Annotated in this window: 21 protein-coding genes and 1 pseudogene; 9 read left to right on the top strand and 13 right to left on the bottom strand. The window is 74.8% G+C overall.

Going from position 1 to position 26,107, the window contains the following annotated elements; translation table 11 throughout:
• Positions 1-310, bottom strand: a pseudogene (locus ACIBPB_RS21050) (serine/threonine protein kinase); the annotation flags it as partial.
• 228 nt (positions 311-538) lie between these two features.
• Between ACIBPB_RS21050 and ACIBPB_RS21045 the strand changes: the two are divergent.
• The 4 genes from ACIBPB_RS21045 to ACIBPB_RS21030 all read left to right on the top strand — a co-directional run bounded on the left by ACIBPB_RS21045 (position 539) and on the right by ACIBPB_RS21030 (position 6,414).
• Complete coding sequence (locus ACIBPB_RS21045) at positions 539-1,861, top strand: ribonuclease D (RefSeq protein WP_396841219.1); 1,323 nt, start codon at positions 539-541, stop codon at positions 1,859-1,861.
• A 246-nt stretch (positions 1,862-2,107) separates the two neighbouring features.
• A complete protein-coding gene (locus tag ACIBPB_RS21040) occupies positions 2,108-3,301 on the top strand; it encodes a thiolase family protein (RefSeq protein WP_396841218.1) in 1,194 nt (397 codons plus the stop codon).
• A gap of 20 nt (positions 3,302-3,321) precedes the next feature.
• Positions 3,322-5,388: a 3-hydroxyacyl-CoA dehydrogenase NAD-binding domain-containing protein gene (locus ACIBPB_RS21035; protein ID WP_396841217.1), complete on the top strand. Its 2,067-nt coding sequence runs from the start codon at positions 3,322-3,324 to the stop codon at positions 5,386-5,388.
• 252 nt (positions 5,389-5,640) lie between these two features.
• Positions 5,641-6,414, top strand: coding sequence for a hypothetical protein (locus ACIBPB_RS21030; protein ID WP_396841216.1), 774 nt, complete (start codon positions 5,641-5,643; stop codon positions 6,412-6,414).
• Between the two features lie 58 nt (positions 6,415-6,472).
• Here the strand turns inward: ACIBPB_RS21030 and ACIBPB_RS21025 are convergent, their stop codons facing one another.
• From ACIBPB_RS21025 to ACIBPB_RS21015, 3 genes are all read right to left on the bottom strand, one after another.
• A complete protein-coding gene (locus ACIBPB_RS21025; protein WP_396841215.1) occupies positions 6,473-6,859 on the bottom strand; it encodes a VOC family protein in 387 nt (128 codons plus the stop codon).
• Between the two features lie 171 nt (positions 6,860-7,030).
• On the bottom strand, positions 7,031-8,188 hold the full coding sequence (locus ACIBPB_RS21020) for a sensor histidine kinase (RefSeq protein WP_396841214.1): 1,158 nt from the start codon (positions 8,186-8,188) through the stop codon (positions 7,031-7,033).
• Positions 8,185-8,853: a response regulator transcription factor gene (locus ACIBPB_RS21015; RefSeq protein ID WP_357314663.1), complete on the bottom strand. Its 669-nt coding sequence runs from the start codon at positions 8,851-8,853 to the stop codon at positions 8,185-8,187. The genes ACIBPB_RS21020 and ACIBPB_RS21015 overlap by 4 nt, the downstream gene beginning before the upstream one ends.
• A gap of 159 nt (positions 8,854-9,012) precedes the next feature.
• On the opposite strand from ACIBPB_RS21015, the gene ACIBPB_RS21010 reads away from it, so the two are divergent.
• Positions 9,013-10,245, top strand: coding sequence for a peptidase C39 family protein (locus ACIBPB_RS21010; RefSeq protein ID WP_396841213.1), 1,233 nt, complete (start codon positions 9,013-9,015; stop codon positions 10,243-10,245).
• Position 10,246: 1 nt separating this feature from the next.
• On the opposite strand, the gene ACIBPB_RS21005 is transcribed toward ACIBPB_RS21010, so the two are convergent.
• Together ACIBPB_RS21005 and ACIBPB_RS21000 are read right to left on the bottom strand one after the other, a co-directional pair.
• Positions 10,247-11,533, bottom strand: coding sequence for a PQQ-binding-like beta-propeller repeat protein (locus tag ACIBPB_RS21005; RefSeq protein ID WP_396841212.1), 1,287 nt, complete (start codon positions 11,531-11,533; stop codon positions 10,247-10,249).
• Entirely contained in the window at positions 11,530-12,804 is a 1,275-nt protein-coding gene (locus tag ACIBPB_RS21000) for a PQQ-binding-like beta-propeller repeat protein (RefSeq protein ID WP_396841211.1), read from the bottom strand. The genes ACIBPB_RS21005 and ACIBPB_RS21000 overlap by 4 nt, the downstream gene beginning before the upstream one ends.
• 93 nt (positions 12,805-12,897) lie before the next feature.
• Between ACIBPB_RS21000 and ACIBPB_RS20995 the strand changes: the two genes are divergently transcribed.
• A complete protein-coding gene (locus ACIBPB_RS20995) occupies positions 12,898-14,760 on the top strand; it encodes a hypothetical protein (protein WP_396841210.1) in 1,863 nt (620 codons plus the stop codon).
• A 117-nt stretch (positions 14,761-14,877) separates the two neighbouring features.
• Here the strand turns inward: ACIBPB_RS20995 and ACIBPB_RS20990 are convergent, their stop codons facing one another.
• Both ACIBPB_RS20990 and ACIBPB_RS20985 read right to left on the bottom strand, forming a co-directional pair.
• On the bottom strand, positions 14,878-16,689 hold the full coding sequence (locus tag ACIBPB_RS20990) for a hypothetical protein (RefSeq protein WP_396841209.1): 1,812 nt from the start codon (positions 16,687-16,689) through the stop codon (positions 14,878-14,880).
• Entirely contained in the window at positions 16,647-18,620 is a 1,974-nt protein-coding gene (locus tag ACIBPB_RS20985; RefSeq protein ID WP_396841208.1) for a hypothetical protein, read from the bottom strand. Before ACIBPB_RS20985 ends, ACIBPB_RS20990 begins: the two co-directional genes overlap by 43 nt.
• Before the next feature lie 160 nt (positions 18,621-18,780).
• On the opposite strand from ACIBPB_RS20985, the gene ACIBPB_RS20980 reads away from it, so the two are divergent.
• The gene (locus tag ACIBPB_RS20980) at positions 18,781-19,974 is read left to right on the top strand and encodes a hypothetical protein (RefSeq protein ID WP_396841207.1); all 1,194 of its coding nucleotides are present in this window, start codon (positions 18,781-18,783) and stop codon (positions 19,972-19,974) included.
• 40 nt (positions 19,975-20,014) lie between these two features.
• Here the strand turns inward: ACIBPB_RS20980 and ACIBPB_RS20975 are convergent, their stop codons facing one another.
• Together ACIBPB_RS20975 and ACIBPB_RS20970 are read right to left on the bottom strand one after the other, a co-directional pair.
• Positions 20,015-20,209: a hypothetical protein gene (locus ACIBPB_RS20975; protein WP_357315130.1), complete on the bottom strand. Its 195-nt coding sequence runs from the start codon at positions 20,207-20,209 to the stop codon at positions 20,015-20,017.
• A gap of 14 nt (positions 20,210-20,223) precedes the next feature.
• Positions 20,224-20,520, bottom strand: coding sequence for a hypothetical protein (locus tag ACIBPB_RS20970; RefSeq protein ID WP_357314679.1), 297 nt, complete (start codon positions 20,518-20,520; stop codon positions 20,224-20,226).
• Positions 20,521-20,889: 369 nt separating this feature from the next.
• Here ACIBPB_RS20970 and ACIBPB_RS20965 point away from each other — a divergent pair, with 369 nt between their 5' ends.
• Both ACIBPB_RS20965 and ACIBPB_RS20960 read left to right on the top strand, forming a co-directional pair.
• On the top strand, positions 20,890-21,687 hold the full coding sequence (locus tag ACIBPB_RS20965; RefSeq protein ID WP_357314681.1) for a helix-turn-helix transcriptional regulator: 798 nt from the start codon (positions 20,890-20,892) through the stop codon (positions 21,685-21,687).
• A complete protein-coding gene (locus ACIBPB_RS20960; RefSeq protein ID WP_396841206.1) occupies positions 21,678-21,878 on the top strand; it encodes a DUF397 domain-containing protein in 201 nt (66 codons plus the stop codon). Before ACIBPB_RS20965 ends, ACIBPB_RS20960 begins: the two co-directional genes overlap by 10 nt.
• Positions 21,879-21,996: 118 nt before the next feature.
• Here ACIBPB_RS20960 and uppS read toward each other — a convergent pair whose 3' ends face one another.
• The 3 genes from uppS to ACIBPB_RS20945 form a co-directional block, all read right to left on the bottom strand.
• Complete coding sequence (uppS, locus tag ACIBPB_RS20955; protein WP_396841205.1) at positions 21,997-22,779, bottom strand: polyprenyl diphosphate synthase; 783 nt, start codon at positions 22,777-22,779, stop codon at positions 21,997-21,999.
• Between the two features lie 85 nt (positions 22,780-22,864).
• Entirely contained in the window at positions 22,865-24,814 is a 1,950-nt protein-coding gene (gene dxs / locus ACIBPB_RS20950) for a 1-deoxy-D-xylulose-5-phosphate synthase (RefSeq protein ID WP_396841204.1), read from the bottom strand.
• A 69-nt stretch (positions 24,815-24,883) separates the two neighbouring features.
• A complete protein-coding gene (locus ACIBPB_RS20945; protein WP_396841203.1) occupies positions 24,884-26,095 on the bottom strand; it encodes an anhydro-N-acetylmuramic acid kinase in 1,212 nt (403 codons plus the stop codon).
• Positions 26,096-26,107 lie beyond the last annotated feature (12 nt).

Below are 26,107 nucleotides of genomic sequence, written 5' to 3'. Positions count from 1 at the left end.
CGGGCGGCGTGGCGGAGCCCGGGTAGCCGGCGCCGGGCGGCGTGGCGGAGCCCGGGTAGCCGGCGCCGGGCGGCGTGGCGGAGCCCGGGTAGCCGGCGCCGGGCGGCGTGGCGGAGCCCGGGTAGCCGGTGCCCGGGGCGGTGCCGGCGCCGGGCTGGCCGGGGATCGGGGCGTGGCCGGCCGGTGGGGCGAGGCGGGGCGGCAGCGGCCCGGGTCGGTCGGTCGCCGAGGGCTCGTCGTGCCGCTGGCCGGCCGCGTCGTCGCCGTGCTGTCCCGGCGTGCCGCCGCCGGTCCCGTACCCCGCCGTCATGATCGCTCGATCCTCCTGTGCCCGCCCCGCCGCGACGCCCGCGGGCCCCCACGGGACCCGGGCGCGGCCCGAAGGACCGTACCTGCGCGAACGGGGTTTGTCTTCCCCGTTGTCCGACCCTGGCACACGGGCGCAAGACGACAGCGGCGCGACATCTGCCGGCCATCGGGCCGACACGCGCCCGACCGGCTGCGCACACCGGATCCCCCGGCGCACTAGGGTTGTCAGGTGACCGACGAACCACCCCTGCGCCGTCGGGCCGCCGAAAGCCGTACGGGAGGGGCCTCACCAGACCCGTCGCCGGCCGTACCGGAGCCGGTGGACGCGGGGACCGAACCGACCACCGGCGGGCCCGTCCCGTTGACCGCCCCGCGCGAGGGCACCCCCGCGCCCGTGGCCACACCGAGCGCGCTCGACGAGGTCGTGGCCCGTTTCGAGAAGGGCAGCGGCCCGGTGGCCCTGGACGCCGAGCGCGCGTCCGGCTACCGGTACAGCCAGCGGGCGTACCTGGTGCAGCTGCGCCGGGCCGGCGCGGGCACGGCGCTGATCGACCCGCTGCCGCTGCCGGACCTCTCCGCCCTCGACGCGGTGATCGCCGACGCCGAGTGGGTGCTGCACGCCGCCAGCCAGGACCTGGCCTGCCTCGCCGAGGTGGGGTTGCGTCCGCGCCGGCTGTTCGACACCGAGCTGGCCGCCCGGCTGGCCGGCTTCGAGCGGGTCGGCCTGGCCGCGCTGACCGAGCAGCTCCTCGGCTACACCCTGGAGAAGCACCACTCGGCGGCGGACTGGTCCAGCCGGCCGCTGCCGGAGTCCTGGCTGACCTACGCGGCGCTGGACGTGGAGATGCTGGTCGACCTGCGCGACGCCCTCGACGAGGAGCTGGACCGGCAGGGCAAGTCGCCGTGGGCGGCGGAGGAGTTCGCCGCGCTGGTCCGCACCGGCGCCCGGCCGGCCCGGGTGCGTGCCGAGCCGTGGCGGCGTACCTCGGGCATCCACCGGGTGCGCGGGGCGCGGGCCCAGGCCCGGGTCCGTTCCCTCTGGTACGCCCGGGACCAGATCGCCGCCCGGCGGGACGCCGCTCCCGGTCGGGTGCTGCCCGACTCGGCCATCGTGGCCGCCGCCGAGCTGGACCCGAAGGACGAGAAGACCCTGCTCACCCTCCCCGGTTTCGGTGGTCGTTCGGTGCGTCGGCTGGCGCGTACCTGGCTGGCGGCCCTGGATGACGCCCGCCAGTTGCCGGACGACGCGCTGCCGGCGACCCCGGTGGTGGAGGGGCCGCCCCCGCCGCACCGGTGGGCGGAGCGCGACCCGGTGGCGGCCGGCCGGCTGGCCCGCTGCCGGGAGGTGGTGGTCGGTACGGCCGGCGCGCACACCCTCCCGCCGGAGAACCTGATCGCGCCGGACCATGTCCGCCGGCTGGCCTGGCAGCCGCCCGAGGAGATCACCGACGACACGGTCGCGGAGGTGCTGCGCGGCTACGGGGCCCGGGAGTGGCAGATCGGCCTCCTGCTCCCCGCGCTGACCCGGGCCCTGCGACCGCCGGAGGCCTGACCCCGCGCACCGTGGTTGATCGTGACGGTGTGGCCACCTCCCGGCGGGCGGTGACCGCACCGTCATGATCGACAGGCGTCGCCAGCGGCGGCGGGAGTGTGGGGCGGGCCACACGGGGGGTGGTGACGGCGTTGGTTACTGGCGAGTAGCATCCGGGGGAAATGCCAGTGCCGGCCGACCTTCATCCGGTCCGTGGCGCCCCGTGCGGCCACGGCGGCCGAAGCAGGGTCGAAGAGGAGGCTCCAAGTGCCCCGTGAAGTTCGTGATGTCGTCTTCGTCGACGGCGTCCGTACCCCGTTCGGCAAGGCGGGTGGCATGTACGCCAACACCCGCGCCGACGACCTGGTGATCCGTTGCATCCGAGAGCTGATGCGGCGCAACCCGCAGCTGCCGCCGGAGCGGGTCGAGGAGGTCGCCATCGCGGCCACCACCCAGATCGGCGACCAGGGCCTGACCATCGGCCGCACCGCCGCCCTGCTGGCCGGCCTGCCCAAGACGGTGCCGGGCTTCGCCATCGACCGGATGTGCGCCGGCGCGATGACCGCCGTCACCACCGTTGCCAGCGGCATCGCGATGGGCGCGTACGACGTGGCCATCGCCGGCGGCGTCGAGCACATGGGCCGGCACCCGATGGGCGAGGGCGTCGACCCCAACCCGCGGATCATCGCGGAGAAGCTGGTCGACCCGTCCGCCCTGGTGATGGGTGCCACCGCGGAGAACCTGCACGACCGGGTCCCGCAGATCACCAAGGAGCGCACCGACGCGTTCGCGCTCGCCTCCCAGCAGAAGACCGCCAAGGCGTACGCCAACGGCAAGCTCCAGGGCGACCTGGTGCCGGTGGCGATCCGGGACCCGGAGGCCGGCTGGGGCCTGGCCACCACCGACGAGGCTCCCCGGGAGACCTCGCTGGAGAAGCTCGGCACCCTCAAGACGCCGTTCCGCCCGCACGGCAAGGTCACCGCGGGCAACGCGGCCGGCCTGAACGACGGCGCCACCGCGGCCCTGCTGGTGGCCGAGGAGACCGCCCGCGAGCTGGGCCTGCCCGTCGGCATGCGACTGGTGTCGTTCGGTTTCGTCGGCGTGGAGCCCGAGGTGATGGGCGTCGGCCCGATCCCCTCGACGGAGAAGGCGCTGCGCATCGCCGGCCTGAGCATCGACGACATCGGCCTGTTCGAACTGAACGAGGCGTTCGCCGTGCAGGTGCTCGCCTTCCTCGACCATTTCGGCATCGCCGACGACGACCCGCGGGTCAACGCGTGGGGCGGCGCGATCGCCATCGGACACCCGCTGGCCTCCTCGGGCGTACGCCTGATGACCCAGCTCGCCCGGCAGTTCGCCGAGCACCCCGAGGTCCGCTACGGCCTCACCGCCATGTGCATCGGCATCGGCATGGGCGGCACCGTGATCTGGGAGAACCCGCACTGGGAGGGCAACAAGTGAGCGCGAACGAAGGAGCCACGGTGAGCGCGCTCGCCGCACCGAACGAGGTTGTCACCAGGGCGCTGCTGCGCCAGGTGAACGTACCGGGGCTGGACCGGCCCGCCGCCCTGATCACCCTGGACAACGGCTTCGACCACACCAAGCCGAACAGCTTCGGCCCGGGCGGCCTGACCAGCCTGGACGAGGCGATCAGCGCCGCGCTCGCCGCCGACCCGGCGTTCATCGCGGTCACCGGCAAGCCGTACATCTTCTGCGTGGGCGCGGACATCACCAGCCTGCCCGCGCTGGAGAACCGGGAGCAGGCGCTGGAGATCGGCCGGCTCGGCCACCGGGTCTTCGCCCGGCTCAAGGAGAGCACCGTCCCCACCTTCGCCTTCGTCAACGGCGCGGCGATGGGCGGCGGCCTGGAGCTGGCCCTGCACTGCCACTACCGGACGCTGTCGGCGGGCGTGGCGGCCCTCGCCCTGCCCGAGGTCTCGCTCGGCCTCGTCCCCGGCTGGGGCGGCACCCAACTGCTGCCCAACCTGATCGGCATCCCGGCCGCCACCCAGGTGATCCTGCAGAACCCGCTCATGCAGAACAAGATGCTCAAGCCGAAGCAGGCCGCCGAGATGGGCATCGCGGACGTGCTGCTGGAGCCGGCCGACTTCCTGGAGCGGTCGCTGGAGTGGGCGGCCGGCGTGGTCCGGGGCGAGGTCACCGTGACCCGTCCCGAGGTCGACAAGGACATGTGGGCGGGCGTGCTGTACTTCGCCCGGCAGACCCTGGACCAGCGGCTGCACGGCGCGGTCCCGGCCGCGTACAAGGCGCTGGACCTGCTGGAGACGGCGAAGGACGGCGACTTCGCCGCCGGCACCGCCGCCGAGGACGAGGCCCTCGCCGACCTGATCTTCTCCGAGGAGCTGCGCAGCGGCCTGTACGCCTTCGACCTGGTGCAGCGGCGGGCCAAGCGGCCGGCCGGCGCGCCGGACAAGGGCCTGGCCCGCCCGGTCACCAAGGTCGGCATCGTGGGCGCCGGCCTGATGGCCAGCCAGCTCGCGCTGCTGTTCGCCCGCCGCCTCCAGGTGCCGGTGGTGATGACCGACCTGGACCAGTCCCGGGTGGACAAGGGCGTGGGCTACGTGCACACCCAGATCGAGAAGGCGGTCACCAAGGGCCGGATGGACAAGGGCACCGCAGCCAAGCTGTACGGCCTGGTCAGCGGCACCGTCGACAAGAGCGGGTTCGCGGACGCCGACTTCGTGATCGAGGCGGTCTTCGAGGACCTGGGCGTCAAGAAGCAGGTCTGGGCCGAGCTGGAGAAGATCGTCAAGCCGGAGGCGGTGCTCGCCACCAACACCAGCTCGCTGTCGATCACCGAGATGGCCGCCGACCTGGAGCACCCCGAGCGGGTCGTCGGCTTCCACTTCTTCAACCCGGTCGCCGTGCTGCCGCTGCTGGAGATCGTCCGCGGTGAGCGGACCGACGACGCGACCCTGGCCACCGCGTTCGCGGTCGGCAAGCAGCTGAAGAAGTCGAGCGTGCTGGTCAAGGACGCCCCGGCGTTCGTGGTCAACCGGCTGCTCACCCGCTTCCTCGGCACCGTGTTCGCCGCCGTCGACGCCGGCACCCCGCTGGACGTGGCGAACAGCGCGCTGGACCCGCTGGGCCTGCCGATGCGCCCGCTGGCGCTGCTCCAGCTGGTCGGGCCGGCCGTGGCGTACCACGTGGGCGGCACGCTGCACGAGGCGTTCCCGGACCGGTTCAAGGTCAGCGAGAACCTCAAGCGGATCGCCGACTCGGGCCAGCCGATCGTGGTCGACGACCAGATCAACGACGAGGTGGCGAAGCTGCTCGTGGTCGGCGACCAGCCGCTCACCGCCGAGCAGGTCCGGCAGAACGCGCTCGACGCGCTGGCCGAGGAGATCCGGCTGATGCTCGACGAGGGCGTCGTCGCCGAGGCGCAGGACATCGACCTGTGCATGATCCTCGGCGCCGGCTGGCCGTTCCACCTCGGCGGCGTCACGCCGTACCTGGACCGGACCGGCACCGCCGAGCGGGTCACCGGCCAGCGGTTCCTGCCGCGTGGGGTGGCCAGCCTGCGCTGATCCGCCGCCGCTCCCCCGCGATCGCGGTGGCCGGCCGTCCCGAGTGGATGGTCCGGCCACCGCGATCGTCGTTTTCGGCCCGCACTCCGGTCGACCAGGGCCGCGCTCAGGGCCGCGTTCCGGGCCGCGTTCCGGGCCGCCTGGGTCACGACCCGGTTCCGGTTTCGGGACGTCGGGGCCGGCCGGGCGACGCGCTGTCGGTCGGGCTGGCTACGATCACGCGTCCAGATTTCTCACAGGAGCTGCCCACACATGTCCCAGCCCCAGCCTGGTTCCTACCCGCCGCCGCACCAGCAGCCCGGCGGTTACCCGCCGCAGCAGCAGCCCGGTGGCTATCCGTCCCCGCAGCAGCCCGGCGGTTACCCGCCGCCGGCCCAGCCCGGCCCGCCCTACGGCGCGGAGGCCGGCCAGCCCGGCTACGGCGCGCCCGTCGGCCCGCCGCCGAAGAAGTCCAGCGTCGGCAAGATCCTGCTCATCGTCCTGGCCGTCGTGGTCGTGCTCTGCGTCGGCGGTGGCACGGCGCTCTACTTCGCCACCAAGGACAAGGTGGACGAGGTGGTGGACGCCACCAAGACCCGGATGACCACCCCGGAGACCCTCGCCGGCCGGCCGAAGGTGACCGACCCGCAGTTGCAGAAGGCCGCCACCGACATGGTCGCCGAGATGAAGAAGGACGTGCCCGACGCGACCAGCACGGTCGGCGCCTTCTACGGTGACCCGCAGAAGCAGGACCTGGTCATGATCGGCGGCGTGTCCGGCCTGATCGCCGACCCGAAGAAGGAGCTGACCGACGCCACCAAGGGCCTCGGCTCGGAGCTCGCGGTGACCAACTTCAAGCCGGTCGACGCCGGACCGCTCGGCGGCGACGCGCAGTGCGGCGACGGCAAGGCGCAGACCGTCCCGGTCGGCGTCTGCGTCTGGGCCGACCGCGGCAGCCTCGGCGTGCTCGTCCTCTACTACAAGTCCGGCGCGGACCTGCAGAAGGAGTTCGCCGCCATGCGCGGCCAGATCGAGCAGAAGAACTGACCGTCCGCGACCGAGGAACGGGCCCGCGCCGTTTGGCGCGGGCCCGTTCCGCTCGTCGTCAGGCCGACGCGGCCTTCTCGGCCGCGCTGCGGCAGACGCAGAACTCGTTGCCCTCCGGGTCGGCCAGCACCACCCAGCCGGTGCCGTCCGGCCGGCGCCGGTCGGCGACCAGGCTCGCGCCGAGCCCGCGCAGCCGCTCGACCTCGGCGTCGCGGGTCCCCTCGGCGGCGTGCACGTCGAGGTGGAACGCGCCCTTGCCGTGCCGCTCCCCCACGCTCACGAAGAGCAGGTCGGTGCCCTGGCCGTCGGGGGCCGCGAGGACCGCCTCCGGGTCGCCCGGGTGGTCGTCGTCGGCCAGCTTCCGGTCGAGGACCGCCGCCCACCAGCTCGCCAGGGCGTACGGGTCGTCGGTCTCGACGGTGACGCAGTGGATCTGTGCACTCACGGTGCTTCTCCTCATGGTTCGGAGTGCGCCCCGCGGCATTCGATGGCGTCAGCGGTGACCGGGGCGGGGCGCGGGATCATTCACGGTGGACATCGACCACACCCCCTTTCCGCGGCACGGGCTGACCGGACGATCTTCTCAGCCGGTCGGGCGGCCGGGCAAGTGGGCGGCTCAGGTGGCGGCCGGGGCGTCCGCCGAGGGCAACGTGACCGTCACCTCCAGGCCGCCGCCGGGGCGGGCCAGCACGGCGACCGTGCCGCCGTGCGCGTCGCAGACCGCCCGGACGATGGAGAGCCCCAGGCCGGAGCCGCGGGCCCCGGTGCGTTCCTGGCCGCCGCGCCGGAACGGCTCGAACAGCCCCGGCACGTCGGCCTGGGCCACCTCGAAGCCGGTGTTCCCGACCACCAGCCAGGACCGCCGCCCGTCGGTGCCGCTGCGCACCCAGAGCCGGCCGTGCAGGTGGTTGTAGCGGACCGCGTTCTCGACCAGGTTGCCGGCGAGCCGGTCGAGCAGGCCCGGATCGCCGACCACGGGCGCCGGCCGCAGCTCGGTCTGCACCTTCAGACCGATCCGCTCCACCTCGCGGGACATCGCCGCGAGGGCGTTCGCGGTGCCGACGGCGAGGTCGCACTCGGCCCGCCGGGCCAGCCGCCGGCCGGCCTGCGCCTCGCTGCGGGCCAGCACCAGCAGGGCGTCCACCAGCGCGTTGGCCCGCTCCGAGGCGTCGCGCACCACGTCGGCCATCCGGCGGTACTCGGCCAGGTCCGCCTCGTCGTCGCTGAGCGTCACGTCGATCTCGGTCCGCATCACGGCGAGCGGCGTGCGCAGCTCGTGCGAGGCGTTGGCGACGAAGCGCTTCTGCGCCTCGAACGCGGCGGCGATCCGGTCCAGCATGGCGTCGAAGGTCTCGGCCAGCTCGGCCACCTCGTCGTCCACCCCGGACCAGCGGATCCGCTGGTCGAGGGTGGCCTCGCCGAGCCGGCGGGCGGTGGCGGTGACCTGGTGCAGCGGGCGCAGCGCCCGGCCGGCCACCACGTACGCGCCGGCGACCCCGACCACGCTGATCGCCAGCAACGCCACCAGGCCCTTGAGCAGCAGCTCCCGCGAGGCGGCGTCGACCAGTTGCCGCTGCCACTGCCCGGCGTCCAGGGACCGGCCGTCGGCGAGCACCACGGTGGTGCCGGGCAGCAGCTCGTCGGTGGGGCGCAGCGCGTCCCGGACCAGCAGCCAGGCCAGCAGCACCAGGATCGCGCCGGCACCGACCAGCAGCACCCCGTTGAGCAGGGTGAGCCGCAGTCGCAGGGTGGGCCGCGGCCGCAACCGGCTCACGCGGCGACCTCGGTCATCCGGTAGCCGGCGCCGACCACGGTCTCGATCAGCGGCGGATCGCCGAGCTTCTTGCGCAGCGTCATCACGGTGACCCGGACGATGGTGGTGAACGGGTCGGTGTTGGCGTCCCAGACCCGCTCCAGCAGCTCCTCGCTGGAGACCACCGCGCCACGCGCCTTGAGCAGCTCGGCCAGCACGCCGAACTCCTTGTTGGTCAGGTCGACCGGCGCGCCGCCCCGGGTGACCACCCGGCGGGCCGGGTCGAGCACCAGGTCGGCGACCTCGAAGACCGGCGGGGCGGCCGGGGTGGCCCGCCGGCCGAGCGCCTGCACCCGGGCCACCAGCTCGTCGAAGGCGAACGGTTTGGGCAGGTAGTCGTCGGCGCCGAGGCGCAGTCCCTCCACCCGGTCGGCGACCGTGCCGCTGGCGGTGAGCATCAGCACCCGGGTCAGGGCACCGGAGGCGGCCAGGTCGGCGCAGATCCGGTCGCCGGGCACCCCGGGCAGGTCCCGGTCGAGGATCACCACGTCGTAGCGGGTGACGAAGGCCGCCTCGTGCCCGGCGTTCCCGTCGTAGGCGACGTCCACGGCCATGCCGCGTTTGCGCAGCCCGCGCGCGATCGCGTCGGCGAGGTTCCGCTCGTCCTCCACCACCAGTACCCGCATCCCGGCCTCCCGCGTCGTGACCTCCCGACAACCTAGTGCCGGTCGCCAACCCGGCCTCCGGCGCCGTCGTTGCAAAAAATCTTCGGGTACGCGATGCTCGCCGGCAGCCAGCGACAACCGCCCGGCCACCGTCCCGGGCCCGAGCCGACGGGAGCCGTCATGCCCGCTGCCGACCCCGCCCGGGACATCGCGTACCGGAGATTCCGGTTCCCCGCGGACCTGGGCCTCGGTACCGCCGACGGGGTGGTCGCCGGGGCCGACGGGCTGACCATCGGCGCCACCACCGGCCGGCGGGACCACACCGACCCGCACAGCGGCGTCACCAGCGGGTACGAGACGGCCAGCTGGACCTCGCCGGCGGTGCCGGTGGGCTTTCCGGTCGAGGAGATCGTCCCGTCCTGGACCGGGGACACCCCGGCGGGCGGCTGGCTCCGGGTGGAGTTGCGCGGCTGGGTCGGCAAGCAGCCCGGCACCGCCTGGTACGACCTGGGCCACTGGGCCGCCGACGAGTCGAGCCTGCACCGCAGCTCGGTGCCGGGGCAGGCCGACCCGGACGCCCGGGTCGCGGTCGACACGCTGGTCGTGGCGGGCACGGCGGTGACCGGCTGGCAGCTGCGGGTGACCCTGTTCCGGCCCGCGGGCGCGGCGGACGGGCCGGTGCTGCGCACGGTCGGCGCGGTCGCCTCCGCCTCCGCCGCCGCCGCGACGCCGCCGACGACCGGTGTCGGACCCAACCCGGCGGATCCGGCGGCCGGGGCCGGGTCGGCCGCGGCGGCGGCCCGGGGGCGGGTGCTCGACGTGCCCCGGTACGCCCAGCGGCTGCACGCCGGCGGGGAGACCCGGTGGGGCGGCGGCGGGGACTCCTGGTGCAGCCCCACCAGCGTCTCGATGGTGCTGGACTTCTGGGGCGCCGGCCCGACCCCCGACCGGTACGCCTGGGTGGACCCGCCGGGCCACCGCCCGGTCGTGGTGCACGCCGCCCGGCACTGCTACGACCACGCGTACGCGGGGGCCGGCAACTGGGCGTTCAACACCGCCTACGCGGGGCGGCACGGGGTGGACGCCTTCGTCACCCGGCTGCGCGGCCTGGCCGAGGCGGAACGGTTCATCGCCGCCGGCATCCCGCTGATCGTGTCGGCGGCCTTCACCCGGGAGCAGGTGCCAGGGCTGGACTACGACACCCGGGGGCACCTGATGGTGCTGGTCGGGTTCACCGCCGAGGGCGACCCGGTGCTCAACGACCCGTACGCCCCGGACGACGACGGGGTGCGCCGCACGGTGCCCCGGGCGCCGTTCGAGACGGCCTGGCAGGGCGGCAGCGGCGGCATCGCGTACGTGATCCGGCCCGAGTCGGTGCCGCTGCCCCCGCCGCCCCGGCAGGCCAACTGGTGACTCAGGGGTCCACCGGCCAGATCACCAGCCCGCCGGAGGGCCGCAGGCAGACCAGCGCCCGGCCGGCGTCGGCGCAGTCGTCCCAGGTGCCGACGAGCACCGCGCGGAACCGGACCCGGCCGGCCGGCACGTCCAGCTCGGCGACCAGCGTGCGGTCGTCGGGGAGCCGGCGGAACCCGAGCTGCCGGGCCGCCAGCCGGTCGAGGCCGCTGAGCCGCCAGCGGCCGAACCGGGCCAGCACCCGGCCGGTGGTCGGGTCGAGGGTGACCAGGTCCTCCTCCGGCCCGAGCGCGGGGGCGGCGGCGAGCAGCCGGGTGCCGATCGCGTTCACCCGCAGCCAGCGCTCGTCGGTCCAGAGGTGACGCCCGGTGGCCGGGTCGAAGACGCGTACCCCGGCGGCCTGCCGGTGCAGGCAGATCACCCCCGCGCAGTCGACGAACCAGCCGGCGCCGCGCGCCGGCACCGGCACGCTCCAGCGGCGCCGCAGCCCTGCCAGGTCGTACGCGGCGACCCGGCCCGGCTCGGCGTCGACCAGCAGCAGGTCGGCCACCACCTGGGTGAACCGGTACGACACCCCGTCGGCGGCCGGCGGCACCCGGCCGGTGTGCCGCAGCGCGCCGGAGTCGGCGTCGTGCACCTCGACCCGGCCGTCGGCGGTGACCAGCACGATCTCGCGTACCCCCCGGTCCCCGCTGCGGTACGCGACCCCGTTGCCGGGCAGCGGCAGCGACCAGCGGGCCGCGCCGGACGCCGGGTCGACCGCGCGGATGGTGCCGCTGCCGTCGGCGCGCGGCGTCTCGAAGAGCACCCCGCCCTCCTGGGTCGGCACCGGGTAGCCGGTGTGCTGCCAGCGCACCGCCCCGGAGGCCGGGTCGAGGGCGGTGGAGCGGGTGTCGCCCGCCCCGGTCGGGCTGCTGGTGACCAGCAGCAGGCCGGCCACCCGGCTCAGCCCGAGGACATGGTCCCCGGCGGGGAGGAGGAACCGCCAGCTGGTCTCGCCGCCGGGCAACCGGTGCCCGGTGACCGCCCGGCCGCCCCGGCCCACGGTGCCCGGCCCGTCGGCCACCACCAGCCGGCCGGCGACCACGACGAAGCTGGCGCTCTGCGGGGCGGGCACCGGGACGCCGGCCGGCCGGTGGGCGAGTGGGGCCGCGCCGGCCAGGGTGAACAGCGCCAGGCAACCGAGCACCGTCATCCGGACCGCGCGGGCCGGTGGGCGGGGCGGCTCGGCGACCGGCCGGGCCTCCCCGCCGTGCGGCAGCTCCCCCAGCTCGATCACCCGGCTCACCCGGTCCGCCACACCCCGAAGCCGCCCTGGACCCGGCGGCAGAGCAGCAACTCCCCGCCGACCTTGCAGTCCATGCTCGTGTGCGGCAACGCCTCGCGGATCCGCGCGGCACCCGCCGCCGGGTCCAGTTCCGCTACGAGCAGCCGACCGTCGACCGCCGGCCGCATGCCGGTGATCCGGCCGTCGCTCTCGTCCTGGGGGATCAGGGTCCAGGTGCCGAGGCCGGCGACCAGCCGGCCGGTGGCCTCCTCGACGACGGCGAGCTCGGTGCCGGCGGCGGTCTCCTCGGTGACCAGCAGCCGCCCGCCGGCGGCGGTCAGCGCGCCGCTCCACCGGTCGTCGGTCCACCGGGTCGCGCCGGTGGCCGGGTCGAGCGCCCGCATCCCGCCGGTCTCGCCCAGCACACAGAGCAGGCGACCGCAGGTCTCCGCGTGGCCCATCGGCGGGAACGGAACGGTCCAGCGGGGCTCGAGGGTGGCCAGGTCGTAGCCGGTGAGGGTGCCGCCGCCCACGTCGCCCACCAGCAGCAGTCCGGCGGCCAACGCGGTGAGCCGCCCGGAGGGCATCGCACCGAAGCCCAGCGCACGAGCCACCAACCGGGCCCCACTCACCGGGTCGTAGACCTCCATCCGGTCGGGGGCGACGGTGCGGACCAGCCGGTCGATGCCGGCCGGCCCGAACCCGAGCTGGAGCAGGCCGGCGCTCGGGACGGTCCACAGGGTCCGGCCGGTGGCCGGGTCCACCCGGCGGGTCGCACCGTTCCCGGCCGGTCCTGTCCCGTAGAGCAGCACGCCGTCGCCGATCGGATAGGCCACCCCGGACTGCCGCCAGGCGAGCCGCCCGGTGCCGACGTCGAAGGCCACCGTGTCCCAGTTGGTGTCGTTGCGGGTCCGCTCGATGAGCAGCACGACACCGTCGCGTCGCCAGACGGCGTCGGCGAGGCCGCCCACCGGGAGCGGGGTACGCCACAGCACCCGCGCCCGGCGGGCGCGGTCCAGCCGGTACGCGACGAGCTCGCGGCCCACGCCCCGCGCCGGGTCGGGCGGCTGCACCAGGTACACCCGGCCGCCGGCGAGGAAGCCGGCCGCGGCCGGACCGCCGGGCAACGTGATCGCGACACGCCCGGCCACGGGTACGGCGCCGGCCAGCGTGAGCAACGACACCACCAGCACCAGCAGCGCCCACTGGACGCGGCCACCGGCACGTGGCCGGCGGGCCGGACGGTCGGGCGTGGGCGCTTCCCGGAGGTCGCCCAGATCGATGACGGTCACCCGCATCCCTCCCCACCCCGCCGCCCCGGTGGACCGCACCGGGTCCACCGGGGCGGCCGGGCGGACGCCGCGCCGCCTGTACGATGGCCCGTCGTGGCTGTGCCGGTGGTAGACCCCTCGCTCAACTCGTCGTCCGTCGCGGTCGAGCCCGTCGCGGCCGAAACACCGCGCCGGCCCCGGCGCGGACCGAGCCGCGCCGACGTGTTGGCGATCGCAGCCTATGCGCTCCTCGGCGTTCTCGTCTGCCTCAACTACTGGGGGGACGTGCAGCACCGGGTCTCCTCGCACCTGCCGACCGACCACAGCTGGTTCGAGTGGCTCTTCGAGCACGGCGCCTACTCGGTCCGGCACCTGGAGAACCCGCTGTTCACCAGCCGCCAGAACGCCCCGGACGGGGTGAACATGATGGCGAACACGTCGCTGCTGGGCGTGACGCTGCCGCTGGCGCCGCTGACCATGCTGCTCGGTCCGCAGGTGATGTACGCGCTCTACCTGGGCGCGGCGCTGTCGGCCACGGCGGCCACCTCGTACTGGATGCTCTCCCGGCACCTGGTGCGCTCCCGCGCGGCGGCCTTCGTCGGCGGCGCGTTCCTGGGCTTCGCCCCGGGCATCGTGCACCACGCCAACGGGCAGCCCAACTTCGTCTCCAACTTCCTGCTCCCGCTCATCGTGGTGCGGGTGCTGCGGCTGGGCGAGCCCGGCCGCTGGCGGCGCAACGGCGTGGTGCTCGGCCTGCTGGTGGCGTACCAGATCTTCATCAACGAGGAGATGCTGCTGCTCACCGCGCTGGCCTGCCTAGTCGTCGTGGCCGCGTACGTGGCGCAGCGGCCCCGGGCCGCCTGGGAGCGGGCCGGCACCTTCCTGGCCGCGGTCGGGGTGGGCGGCGCGGTGACGCTGCTGCTGACCGCGTACCCGATCTGGTTCCAGTTCAACGGTCCACAGTCCTACCGGGGGTTGCAGGGCGGCGTCTTCCACAGCTGGGGCGAGGACCTGATGGCCTTCGTCACCTTCGCCCGGGACACCGTCGCCGGTGACGAGGCGGTCGAGCAGACCATCGGGCTGACCGAGCAGAACACCTGGTTCGGTTGGCCGCTGGTGCTGGTCGCGTTGATCGCCCTGGTGCTACTGGTCCGCCGTTCCCTGCCGGCCCGGATCGTCGCGGTGCTGGTGGTGCTCTTCACCATCGCCGCGATCGGCCCGAAGGTGCGCTTCGACGGCGTGGAGACCACGGTGAACGGTCCCTGGGCGTACGTCCCGGACGACCTGCCCCTGGTCGAGATGATGATGCCGACCCGGCTGAGCCTGGTGGTGGCGGGCGCGGTCGGCGTGCTGCTCGCGCTGGCCTGGAACGCCCTGGCCGGGGGCGGCCGCCCACCGGTGCCCGCCCCGCGCCGCCCGGCCGACGAGCCGGCGCCGGCCGCCGGGCGTCGCCGCGGCTGGCTGCGCGGCCTCGGGTACGCGGCGATCGTGGCCGCGCTGCTGCCGCTGCTGCCCCGGCCGCTGCCGGCCCAGCAGATCGATCCGCCCCCGCACTTCATCACCGCGGGCACCTGGCGGCCGTACGTGCCGGACGGCCGGACCCTGGTGCCGGTGCCCATCCCGAGCAACGTGCACGGCCTGCCCACGCTGCGCTGGAGCGCGCTGAGCCGACAGGAGTTCCCGGTCCCCGGCGGCTACTTCATCGGCCCGAACGAGAAGGGCGAGGGGGTCTTCGGCGCGCCGAACCGGCCGACCAGCACGCTCATCTACGCCACCATGGACGCCGACCGGGTGCCGGCGGTGACCGACGAGAACCGCCGCCAGGCCGTCGAGGACCTGCGCTTCTGGAAGGCGTCGGTGGTGGTGCTCGGCGCCCACCCGCGCGAGGCGGTGCTGCGCGAGCTGATGACCCAGCTGCTGGGCCCGCCGCAGCGCGTCGACGACGTCTGGCTCTGGGACGTCCGCGACCGGGTGTGAGGAAGGCGCCCCGCGTAACGCCTCCGGTGGTGGAGGGGCCCCCGCGCAACCCCTCCGGCGCGGCGCGACGGCCGCTGGCCGGCCGGGCAGGGCGCCCTCGCCGGCCGGGGAGAGGGCTCAGCCGACCAGAAGGCGGACGTCCCAGATGTGCGCGCCGGCCGCGTCCCGGCCCGGCCCGACCAGCGCGTCGATGGTGGCGCGGACCGGGTCGCCGGGGGCCGACGGCGTCTGCACCAGCACCGCGGCCCGCCAGTGCCGCAGGTCCTCGACCGCCTGCCGGCGTTCCGCGTCGCCGACCGGCGGCACCTGGCCGAGCTCGGCGGCCCGGCGCAGCAGCCGCGAGGTGGGCCGGTCCGGCGCGCCCCAGCGGGCCGTGGGGTCGCCCGGGCCGGCCGGTCCGATGAAGTAGCCGCCGGGCGCGTCGAAGACCAGCCCGGTGCGCGCCGACCAGAGCATTCCCGGGCTCACCGCCGCCCCGGTCACCGGCGGCACCGGCACCACGGTCCGGCCGGCCGGCACGTACCCCCGCCAGTCGCCGGCGGCGACGAACGCCGGCACCGGCGGCGCCGGCACGGTCCGGATCGGCGTCGGGACCAGCGGCAGCAGCGCGGCGGCGACCGCGCCCGCCCACGGCGCCCAGGTCCGGGCCGGCCGGTGCCGGACCCGGTCCAGGGCCAGGGCCAGCAGCACCCCGAGCACCGGTACGCAGACCAGCGCGAACCGGGCCGGCACCGCCAGTTCCAGCAGCGGCACCCCGGCCAGCAGCCGGTACGGTCCGGGCAGCCCGGTGTCGTGCCGGTTCACCACGATCGTCGCGCCGAGCGAGAGCAGGGCGAACAGCGCCGCGCAGGCCGCCAGGGCGCGGACCAGGGGCCGCCGCCACAGCCGGACCACCACGAGCACGGCGAGCAGCGGCAGGAACGGCCCGAAGAACGAGTTCTGCTCGGTCGGGTTCGGCGACAGCAGCCCGGCGCGGTGCGCGTTGCCGGCGACGCTCTGCCGGGCCGTGGCGGTGAACGAGGCCAGGTCGAGCCGGAATCCGCGGGCGAAGAACGGCATCCCGCGGTAGTGGCCCGGGCCGGCGAACTGGAACCACAGCGGGTACGCCAGCAGCGCCCCGGCGACCAGGGCGCCGACGCCCAGCCGGCGGGCCACCGCGGGCGCCAGCCGGCGGGCCGCCGCCGGGTCGGCCAGCGCGTACGCCCCGGCGAACACCCCGGCGGCCAGGGCGAGGAAGGCCAGCAGCTCCTCGCCGAGGAAGACCTGGTACGCGACGGCCAGCCCGAGCAGCACCCCGTCCCGGCGGACCCGCCGGGCGTCCGGGTTGAACACCAGGGCGAGGATCACCGGGACCAGGAACTGGGCGGCCATGTGCAGGTGCGCCCCGGCCTGCGCCACCATGCCGGGGGCGAAGCCGCAGCAGAGCCCGCCGACCGCGGCGGCGGCGCGGGACCGGACCAGGCGGCGGGCCAGCAGCGCGTACCAGGCGGTGGCGGTGCCGGCCAGGCAGGCCACGACGGCGACCAGGAAGGCGGCCTGGGAGCCGAGGAGCAGGGTGACCGGGGTGAGCGGCACACCCAGCCCGAGCACCGAGGTGTTGGCCATCAGGTTCACCCCGTCCGGGGTGTTCAGCGCGGTGCTGTGCAGCGGGTTCTCGCCGCCGGCCACCGCCCGGGCGGCGCGGGCCAGCATCCACTCGAACAGGATCTGGTCGCCGGCCTGGTGGAACAGCCGCTCCGGGCGGCGCCACTGGTCGCTGGTGAGCAGCACGGCCAGGAGCAGGTAGCCGGTCACCACGAACGCGTCGACCGGCCGGGGTCGTCGGCGGCGGGCGCGCGGCGCCGGGGCGGCGCCGGCCGCCCCGTCCCGCGCGTCGGCGCGCGCGCTCAGAGCGACGGGTTGGTCAGTGTCCGGACGTCCCACAACCACACGTCCAGCTCCTGCCGGGCCGGGCCGACGAGCTGCTCGACGGTCCGCCGCAGCGGCTCGGCGTTCGGCTCGTCCAGCGGCAGCACCACGATGGCGGCCCGCCAGTGCCGCAGCTCGTCGAGGAAGCGCCGCCGCTGCCGGTCGTCCAGCTTCGGCGTACGCCCGGTGGCGGCGACCTCCTTGAGCAGGTCACCGATGCCGCTGGGCCGGCCACCGAACCGCCCCGGGTCGCCGGTGACCCCGTTGCGCGGGGCGAGGAAGTAACCGCCGGGGATCTTGAAGGCCAGGTCGGTGCTGGCCGCCCAGCGCATCGGGTCGGTGTTGCCCATGCTCGGCACGGGCACCGAGACCAGGGTCTGGTCCGGGCCGACGTACTGCCGCCAGCGGTCGGCGGTGATGAACTTCGGCACCGGCGGGCGGCTGGTGACCTGCAACGGCATCGGCGCGATGGGCAGCAGCGCCAGCACCAGGCCGGCGACGGTCAACGTCCGGACCGTCCGCCGGTCCGGGATCCGCAGCGCGGCGGCCCGGTCCACGGCGAACGCCAGCAGCACCCCGACCACCACGGTGGTGATCAGGCCGAACCGGGTCGGCACCACCGCGTCGAGCAGCGGCAGCCGGACCAGCAGCTCCCACGGCCCGGTGAACAGGTCCCGGTCCCACCAGGACACCCGCTCGCCGAGGGAGAGCACGGCGAACAGCGCCCCGGTCACCGCGAGCGCCCGGACCAGCACCTCCCGCCGCAGCCAGAGCACGATGCCGACGGTCAGCAGGGCGAGGCTCCAGCCGAAGAAGGCGTTCTCCTCGGAGTAGTTCGGGGCGAGGTCGACGTTGGCCCGCTCGTTGCCGCCGAGGGTCGGCGAGCCGGGGGTGAAGAACGAGGCGATGTCGTTGCCGTAGTCACGCACCGTGTCGCTCAGCCCGTGGTACGCCATCGGCCCGGCGAACTGCACGTAGAGCGGGTACGCCAGCAGCACCCCGGCGAGCAGCGCGCAGACCGCCAGGCCGGCGCCGAGCGGGCGCCAGGCGGCGGCCCACTGCTCGGGCCGCTGGACGACCACGGCGAGCAGGAAGACGCCGCAGGCCAGCGCGGTGAAGAGCAGGATCTCCTCGTTGATGAACGCCTGCGCGGTGACCAGCACGGCGAGCAGCGCGCCGTCGCGGACCGGGCGGGTGGAGCGGGTCAGCACCAGCACCCGCCAGACGATGAACGGCAGCAGGAACTGGGAGATGATGTTGGGGTGCCAGTTGGCGTGCGAGAGCATCGCCGGCGAGAACCCGCAGAACCAGGCGCCGACGGCGGCCGCCAACCGGGTCCGCACGACGTGCCGGGAGAGCACCCGGTACCAGGCCGCGGCGGTGCCGGCGAGGCCGAGGGTGACCAACGCCACGAAGGAGACGGCCGGTCCGAACAGGAGGGTGACCGGCACCATCGGGATGCCCAGGGCCAGGATGGCGGTGTTCGCCATCAGGTTGACCCCGTCCGGATAGTTGAACTGGTCGGTGTAGAACGGGAACTCCCCGTGCAGCACCACGCGTACCGAGTGGGCCAGGAAGAACTGCACCTGCGCCGGGTCGCTGCTGTAGAGGGCGGCCACCCGGCCGGCGGGGTCGGCCCAGATCCGGCTGGTCACCCAGAGCGCGGCGAGCAGGAACACGGCGTACACCGCGAGGTCCTGCCGGCGGGGCGTCCACCGCCACCGCTGCGGCTGCGCGGCCCGCAGCCGGAGCCGGAGCCGCCGGGTGGCCGGCGGGTTGGCGGCGGGCGCCGCGAGGGCCTCCGGCGGGTCGGCAAGGGCCTCCGCCGGGTCGACACGGGGTTCCGCCGGGTCCGCGAGGGTCTCCGGCGGGTCGGCGAGGGTGACGGAGGCGGAGCCCGTCGGGGCGTCGGCGTCCGGCGGCGACTCGCCACGGGGCTCGGGAGGCGTCACAGTCGGCGGAGTCTACCGGAGTCGGCAATTGACCACGAATCGCCACGGCCGTCCCTTGTGGGACCCGCCGAAGAGGTGAGCCGGTCGCGGCCGGACGGCTGGCCGTCTCGTACCATGTGGCTTTCGAACACGACCGGCGACGCGATCGGGGGGCGCACAGGTGGCTTCAGTCCGCCGACGCGGCACGACGGCCACCGCACTGCTGACCCTGCTGCTGGCCACGGCCGGCTGCGGGCCGGTCGCCGAACGGCAGCCGGCGCACCTGCGGGTCGGCTACGACAGCCTCGACGGGCCGGTCGCCGTCTGGCCGCCCCGCGGCGGCCTGGCCAGGGACGGCGCCGCCACCGCCGGGATCAGCCGGGCGGTGCGGGACTGGCGCTCCCCGGTCGACGACCGGGCGCACCTGCCGTCGTCCGGCATCCTCTGGTCGGGTCTGGCCGGCGGCGCGCCGCTGGCCCTGGTCGCCGCCGACGTGCCCGGCGAGAGCGCCTCCTGGCTGCTGCAACTGGGCCGTGACGGGGACCGCTGGCGGGTCGACCACGCCACCGAGTACACCGACCCCGGCTACCTGGTCTACTCCGACGTGCTGCCGGTCCGGGCCGGCGACGGCCGCCGCTACCTGCTCTCGGCCCGGGTGCAGCGGCTGCTCGGCCCGGACGGCCGGGAACTGCCCCGCACCGACGGCCTCACCGAGCCGGTCGCCGTGCCGGCCTGCCGGGCGGTGCAGCTGACCGCGACGCTGCGGGCCACCCGGTCCCTGCCGCGCGGCCGGGCCGCCGACCGCGTCCTCGACCTGGGTACGGGCATCGAGGACCCGCGCTACCCGCTGGTCCGCGACGAGACGGGCTCCGGCAGGCGCGCCCTGGCCGGGCTGGACACCTGCGCGCTGGCCGGCGAGAAGGGCCCGTTCGGCAGCATCCCGCGCCGGATCGGCGACCGGAGCGCGCCCCGCTCGGCGCCGGACTCCTGGCCGATGGCGAAGATCGCGGTGCGGTCGCTGGGCGAGGTGGCGCTGGGTGGCGGCGCGCCGGGTGACCTGGAGCAGCTGACCTGGGAGAGCGCCTCCGACACGATGACCGCGGTGGTCTACCGGCCGGCCGACGGCGGCCCGCCGGTGTTCTCCCCGGCCGACCGGTCCACCACCCTGCAGGCCTACCACCTGCCGGTGCCGGGGCAGCCGCTGGCGGTGCTGAGCTGGCGCACCAACCGGGACGCCTCGTTCGCCGCCCCGCCGGGGACGCAGCGCCTGGTGGAGCGCCCCGGGCTGGTGGTGGTGCCGCAGCCGGAGCGCAAGCAGACGTTCAGCCTGGCCGGCACCGACAAGACCTGGTACCGGTCGGTGGGCGGCCGCTGACCCGCTTGGTGGCCAACTCGGCGAAGTGGCGGTGTCCACCTCACCAGGACCCCGCTACGTCCCCGATCCGGTGGCCGAGCACCTGTGCGGTCAAGTGGCGCGCCTGCCGGCTGGTCGCCCAGTCCACCTGCCAGCACGGGTACGGGGTGAGCCGGGACCACCAGGCCCGGCAGCCGGTGCACATGCCGTCCACGCCCGCCAGATGCACCGCCAGAACCCGCCATTCGCTGCTCATTCCGGCAACTCGACTCATTCCGGCAGCTCGACGATCGGCCGCCGGAACGGGCTCCACCCGAGGAAACGCCGGTACATCTGCTGCGGACCGGGACCGTCGTGCGGGTTCAGGTGGTACAGGTCGCGCATCGATTCGTACATCAGGCCGGCGAGGTAGATGGTCAGGGCCGGAAGGTTGCGGTCGTACTCGGCCTTGAGGGCGAGCCGGGCGCGCGCGCAGGGCCAGGGTTCACCGTCGGCCCGGCAGGCCCACGAGGGGCGCAGCGGCGTGTGCGGCGTGCCGGGCCCGTAGCTGCGGGGGTGATCGGGCACTGGCCCCGGTCCGGGCGTCGGCAGCCTCGTCGTGATCACGGGCGGCCCCCGTTCGCGCGCCACTGCTGCGCCGGGGTCAGGTTGCCGGCGCGCCCGGACTCGATGCGGGGCAGCGACGCGGTGGGCTGCCAGACCCATGCGGGTCGGCAGGACGCCCGTGCCACGCGCGCGGGGCTCTGCCGCCGGAACCATCGGATACGCACCGGAACCTCCTCGAAGGGGACTGCGCGGACGGGATCCGCACCGGTGACAGTCTGCTGAGGACCCGACTACTGTCGACAGATGCTCGCCCCATCCGTGCAGGTCAGATGGGTAGTTGGGCAGCCGTGGGCAATCCGCCGTCAAGACTGGGCAGAGGTTGGGGAAGCGATGGGGACCGCAACGAACTACGTGCTCGGCGAGCTGCGCCTGTTCCGGGTGTCGGTCAAGTTGAGTCAGGAGGAGTTCGGCCGGAAGATCGGCTATTCCGGGTCACATGTCAGCTCGGTCGAGACCGGCGGACGCGCCCCGACCAGGGAATACACGAAGGCAATCGACGACCAGTTCGCCACCGGGGGCCGGTTCGAGCGGATGCTCCGCGAGCTGGCGCCGCTGGACACCCATCCGATCTGGCTGCGCGAGTGGATCGAGTTCGAGCGGGAGGCGACCACGCTGCGCTGGTTCGAGCTGGCCTACCTCCCGGGGCTGCTCCAGACCGAGCGATACGCCCGGGCGACACTGGCCGGCGGCCGGTTCACCGCTGAGGAGTGCGACCGCATCGTGGCGAGCCGACTGGAGCGGCAGGCCATCCTGAGCCGGCAGCGCCCGCCGCAGCTCATCGCGGTCGTGGACGAGTCGGTGCTCCGCCGGCCGGTGCTCGACGCGCCGGGCCTGATGGCCGAACAGTTCGACCACCTGGTGGAGCTGACCGCGCTCGAACACGTCCAGCTGCACGTGGTGCCCGTCGACGCCGGCATGTACCTGGGGCTGGCCGGTCAGTTCATCATCGCGGAACTGTCCGACGGCACCCGCGTGGCCCATGCGGACAACCAGCTCACCGCGCAGATCGTCGATGCGCCGGCCGACGTTGCTAGGCTGGCGAAGACGTGGGAGGTCGTGCGGAACGAGGCACTTCCCCGCCGCCAGTCAATCGAACGGATCAAGGAAGTGGCGAAGTCATGGACGTGACCACCCCTCAGTGGCGGAAGTCGACCCGGTCCGGCGGCAACGGCGGCTCCTGCGTGGAGGTCGCCGACAACCTGCCGGGTGTCGTGCTGGTCCGCGACACCAAGGACCGCGACGGCGGCACCCTGCGCCTCAGCCCCGCATCGTGGCGGTCCTTCCTGGACCTGGCCAAGCGGATCGGCCCCCTCGGCTGACGTACCCGTGACGGAAGCCCTCCAGTGGTCGCGCTGGAGGGCTTCCGCGTCGCGGCAGGCGCGGCCAACCTCATGATCACCAGGGTTGGGGCGGTGCGGTGGGCCCCGGGTACGGCCGTCATGCCCCGAAGCGCCGGCTACGCGCCGCGTAGGAACGCAGGGCGCGCAGGAAGTCGATCTTCCGGAAGCCGGGCCAGTACACGTCGCAGAAGTACAACTCCGAGTAGGCGGCCTGCCACAGCAGGAAGCCCGACATCCGCCGTTCTCCACTGGTACGGATGATCAGATCCGGGTCGGGTCGGCCGCCGGTGTACAGGTGCGCCGCGATGTCCTCGACGGTCAGCTCGCGCGCCACGTCCTCGGGGGTCGCACCGGCTCGCGCCGCCTCCTCCAGCAGTGCACGAACGGCGTTGACGATCTCCTCGCGGCCGTCGTAGCCGACCGCCACGGTGAGGTGGAAGTCGCCACCCCGCTCACCGGTGGCGTCCGCCGCCAGCTTCAGGGCGTGGCGGGTGGAGTCGGGCAGGACGTCCAGCCGGCCGGCCAGGTGCAGCCGCCACGGGTTGCCCGGGTGCAGGAGCGGCTCCGCGACGACCTGTTCGATCATGTGCATCAGGTGTTCCACCTCGTCGGACGCCCGCTTGCGCACGTTGTCGACGGAGGCGACGTAGAGCGTCACGTGCGGGATACCGAGTTCGGCGCACCAGCTCAGCACCTCGTGGATGTGCTCCGCCCCGTACCGGTGGCCCAGGCTGGGGTCGTCGAAGCCCATCTGGCGGGCCCACCGGCGGTTTCCGTCCATCGCCATGGCGACGTGCCGCGGCCGTGGAACGTCGGCCAGTTGGGCGCGCAGGCGGCGGTCGTACAGCTGGTAGGCCACGCGACGAATGGACTCGATCATGGTCAGATCCCACCACATCCGGCGGCCAAAACGGAACGGGCGGCCCTGGCGCGAGGCCGGGGCCGCCCGTTCGGCGTGGTCGGGATCAGTTCTTGGCGGCGGCCTGGTCGGCCTGGTGCGGCTCGACCGGCTGCGCGTCCAGGCCGGAGATCCAGCCGGTCACGTCGCGGGCCACGTCCTGGGCGGTCAGGCCGAGGTCGGCGAGGATCTGCGCCCGGGTCCCGTGCGGGTGCCAGCCGGCCGGTACGCCCAGGTCCTTCACCGGCACCCGGACGTCCGCGTCCCGCATCGCCTGGGCCAGCGCGGAACCCACGCCGCCGACCCGGACCCCGTCCTCGACGGTGACCACCAGGCGGTGCCCGGCGGCCAACTCGACCAGCTCGGCCGGCACCGGGCGGACCCAGCGCGGGTCGACCACGGTGACCCCGTAGCCCTGCTCGGCGACCCGGGTGGCGACCTCCATGCCGAGGCCGGCGAAGGAGCCGACCGCGACCAGCAGCACGTCGGTACGCGCCGACTCGGCGAGCACGTCGACCGGCCCGACCCGGCGCAGGGCCGGCAGGTCGGCGGCGACGGTGCCGGTCGGGAAGCGCAGGATGGTCGGCCCGTCGTCGACGGCGACCGCCTCGCGCAGCTCCTCGCGCAGGGTGGCGGAGTCGCGGGGCGCGGCGATCCGCAGCCCGGGCACCACGCCGAAGACGGACATGTCCCAGATGCCGTAGTGGCTGGGCCCGTCCGGGCCGGTGATGCCGGCCCGGTCCAGCACGAACGTCACCGGCAGCCGGTGCATCGCCACGTCCAGCAGGACCTGGTCGAAGGCGCGGTTGAGGAAGGTGGCGTAGACGGCGACCACCGGGTGCAGCCCGCCCATGGCCAGGCCGGCCGCCGAGGTGGCCGCGTGCTGCTCGGCGATGCCCACGTCGTAGACCCGCTCGGGGTACTTGCGGGCCAGGGTGGCGATGCCGGTGGGCTCGGCCATGGCGGCGGTGATGCCGACCACGTCGGGCCGCTCGTCGGCGATGGTGACCAGCTCGTCGGCGAAGACGTGGGTCCACTTCACCGACGGCGCGGCGAGCAGCTTGCCGGTCTCGATGTCGAACGCGCCGCCCGGGCCGTGCAGGCGGTCCGCCTCGTCCTCCTCGGCGGCGCGGTAGCCGTAGCCCTTGCGGGTGACCGCGTGCACGATCACCGGGCCGCCGAAGTTCTTCGCGGCGCGCAGCGCCGTCTCGACGGCGGGGACGTCGTGGCCGTCGACCGGGCCGACGTACTTGATGCCGAGGTCCTCGAACATCGCCTGCGGGGCGACCGCGTCCTTGATGCCCTTCTTGACCGCGTGCAGCACCTCGTACATCGGCTTGCCGACGAACGGGGTGTTGCCCAGCGCGTCCTTGACGGTGTCGAGCACCTTCTCGTAGCCGGGGTTGAGCCGCAGCGACGACAGGTGGTCGGCGAGGCCGCCGATGGTCGGCGAGTAGGACCGGCCGTTGTCGTTGACCACGATCACCAGGGGGTTGCCGGCGGTGGCGATGTTGTTCAGCGCCTCCCAGCACATGCCGCCGGTGAGCGCGCCGTCACCGACCACGGCGACCACCGCCCGCTTCTCGCCGCGCAGCGCGTACGCCTTGGCCAGGCCGTCGGCGTAGGAGAGCGCGGTGGAGGCGTGCGAGTTCTCCACCAGGTCGTGCTCGCTCTCGGCCTGGTTCGGGTAGCCGGAGAGGCCACCGCGCTGGCGGAGCTTGTCGAAGCCCTCCTGCCGACCGGTGATGATCTTGTGTACGTAGGCCTGGTGGCCGGTGTCGAACAGGAGCCGGTCGCGCGGCGAGTCGAAGACCCGGTGCATGGCCAGGGTCAGCTCGACCACACCCAGGTTCGGGCCGACGTGCCCACCGGTGCGGGAGACCTTGGCGATCAGGAAGTCACGGATCTCGGCGGCGAGGATGTCCAGCTGCTCGGCCGTCATCCGCTTCACGTCCTGCGGACCCCGGACGCTGCCCAGCAGCCGGCCGTGGTTGGCCGTGCCCTCTTCAACACTCATGACCGAAGAGTCTATCGGCCACCCGACAGCCCGCAGCTCGGCCGTAGATCTTTCCAGCTGGGGCCCGGTTCACGGGGTGACGACCAGCCGGCGGGGCGGCGCCGGCGGGGAGGCCGCGGCGGGCGGGCCGGCCGGGGTCCAGGAGCCCAGCACGGCGGCCCGGGTCGCCCCGGTGACCGACGGGATCGCCCCGGGCAGCCCGTGCCAGGAGAGCCAGCCGAGCAGCGCGAACGCGTACGCCTCCTTCGCCTGGGCCGGCACCCCCAGCTCGTCGGTGGTCCGCAGCCGCCACCGCCCCTGGCCGAGCGCGGCCAGCCGGGCCCGGAGGGTGGGGTTGCGCACTCCCCCGCCCGCGGCGACGACCTCGGTGACCCGGTGCCGGTCGCAGGCGTCGGCGACGGTCCGGGCGGTCAGCTCGGTCAGCGTGGCCAGCACGTCGTCGACGGCCACCGGCTCGCCCAGCGCGGCCAGCCTGGCGTCCAGGTAGCCGGCGTGGAACAGCTCCTTGCCGGTCGACTTGGGTGGCGGCGCGGCGTAGTACGGCTCGGCCAGCAGCAGGGCCAGCAGCCCGTCGTGCACCCGCCCGGCCGCGGCGCGCGCCCCGTCGGTGTCGCAGGGTCGGTCCAGGAAGCGCCGGGCCGCGGCGTCCAGCAGGGCGTTGGCCGGGCCCACGTCGTAGCCGAGGACGGGCGCGCCGGGCGCGACGACGGTGAGGTTGGCGATCCCGCCCAGGTTGAGCGCCGCGCGCGGGCCGACTCGGCCCGCCGAGCCCGGCCCGGCGGCGCCGTCCGGGCCCGGCGCGGTGGGGCCCGGGTCGAGCAGCAGCGCGTCGAAGGCCGGGACCAGCGGAGCGCCCTGGCCGCCGGCCGCCACGTCCGCCGAGCGCAGGTCGTGCAGCACCGGTACGCCCACCCGCGCGGCCACCCGGGCCGGCGCGCCGAGCTGGAGGGTGCCCCGGACCCGGCCCGCCTCGACCCAGTGGAAGACGGTCTGCCCGGGCGAGACGACCGCGTCCACCCGGCCGCCGGCCAGTTCGACGCCGGCCGCCGCCGCCTCGGCGAAGACCTCGCCGAGCCGGTTGTCCAGCCGGCAGACCGCCTCGATCGTGGTGGCCGCCGGAGGCAGCAACGCGCCGATCTCGGCGCGCAGGTCGTCGGGGTAGTCCAGGCTCCGATGCCCGAGCGGCCGCAGCCGCAGCGTCTCCCCGTCCCCGGTGAACTCGGCCGCCACCACGTCCACCCCGTCGTACGAGGTGCCCGACATCAGCCCGACGATCTTCATCGGGCCAGGCTA

Origin of the sequence: Micromonospora sp. NPDC049836 (genome assembly GCF_044465125.1) — a bacterium.
Lineage (GTDB): Bacteria > Actinomycetota > Actinomycetes > Mycobacteriales > Micromonosporaceae > Micromonospora.
This window is presented reverse-complemented; position numbering and strand designations above follow the sequence as displayed.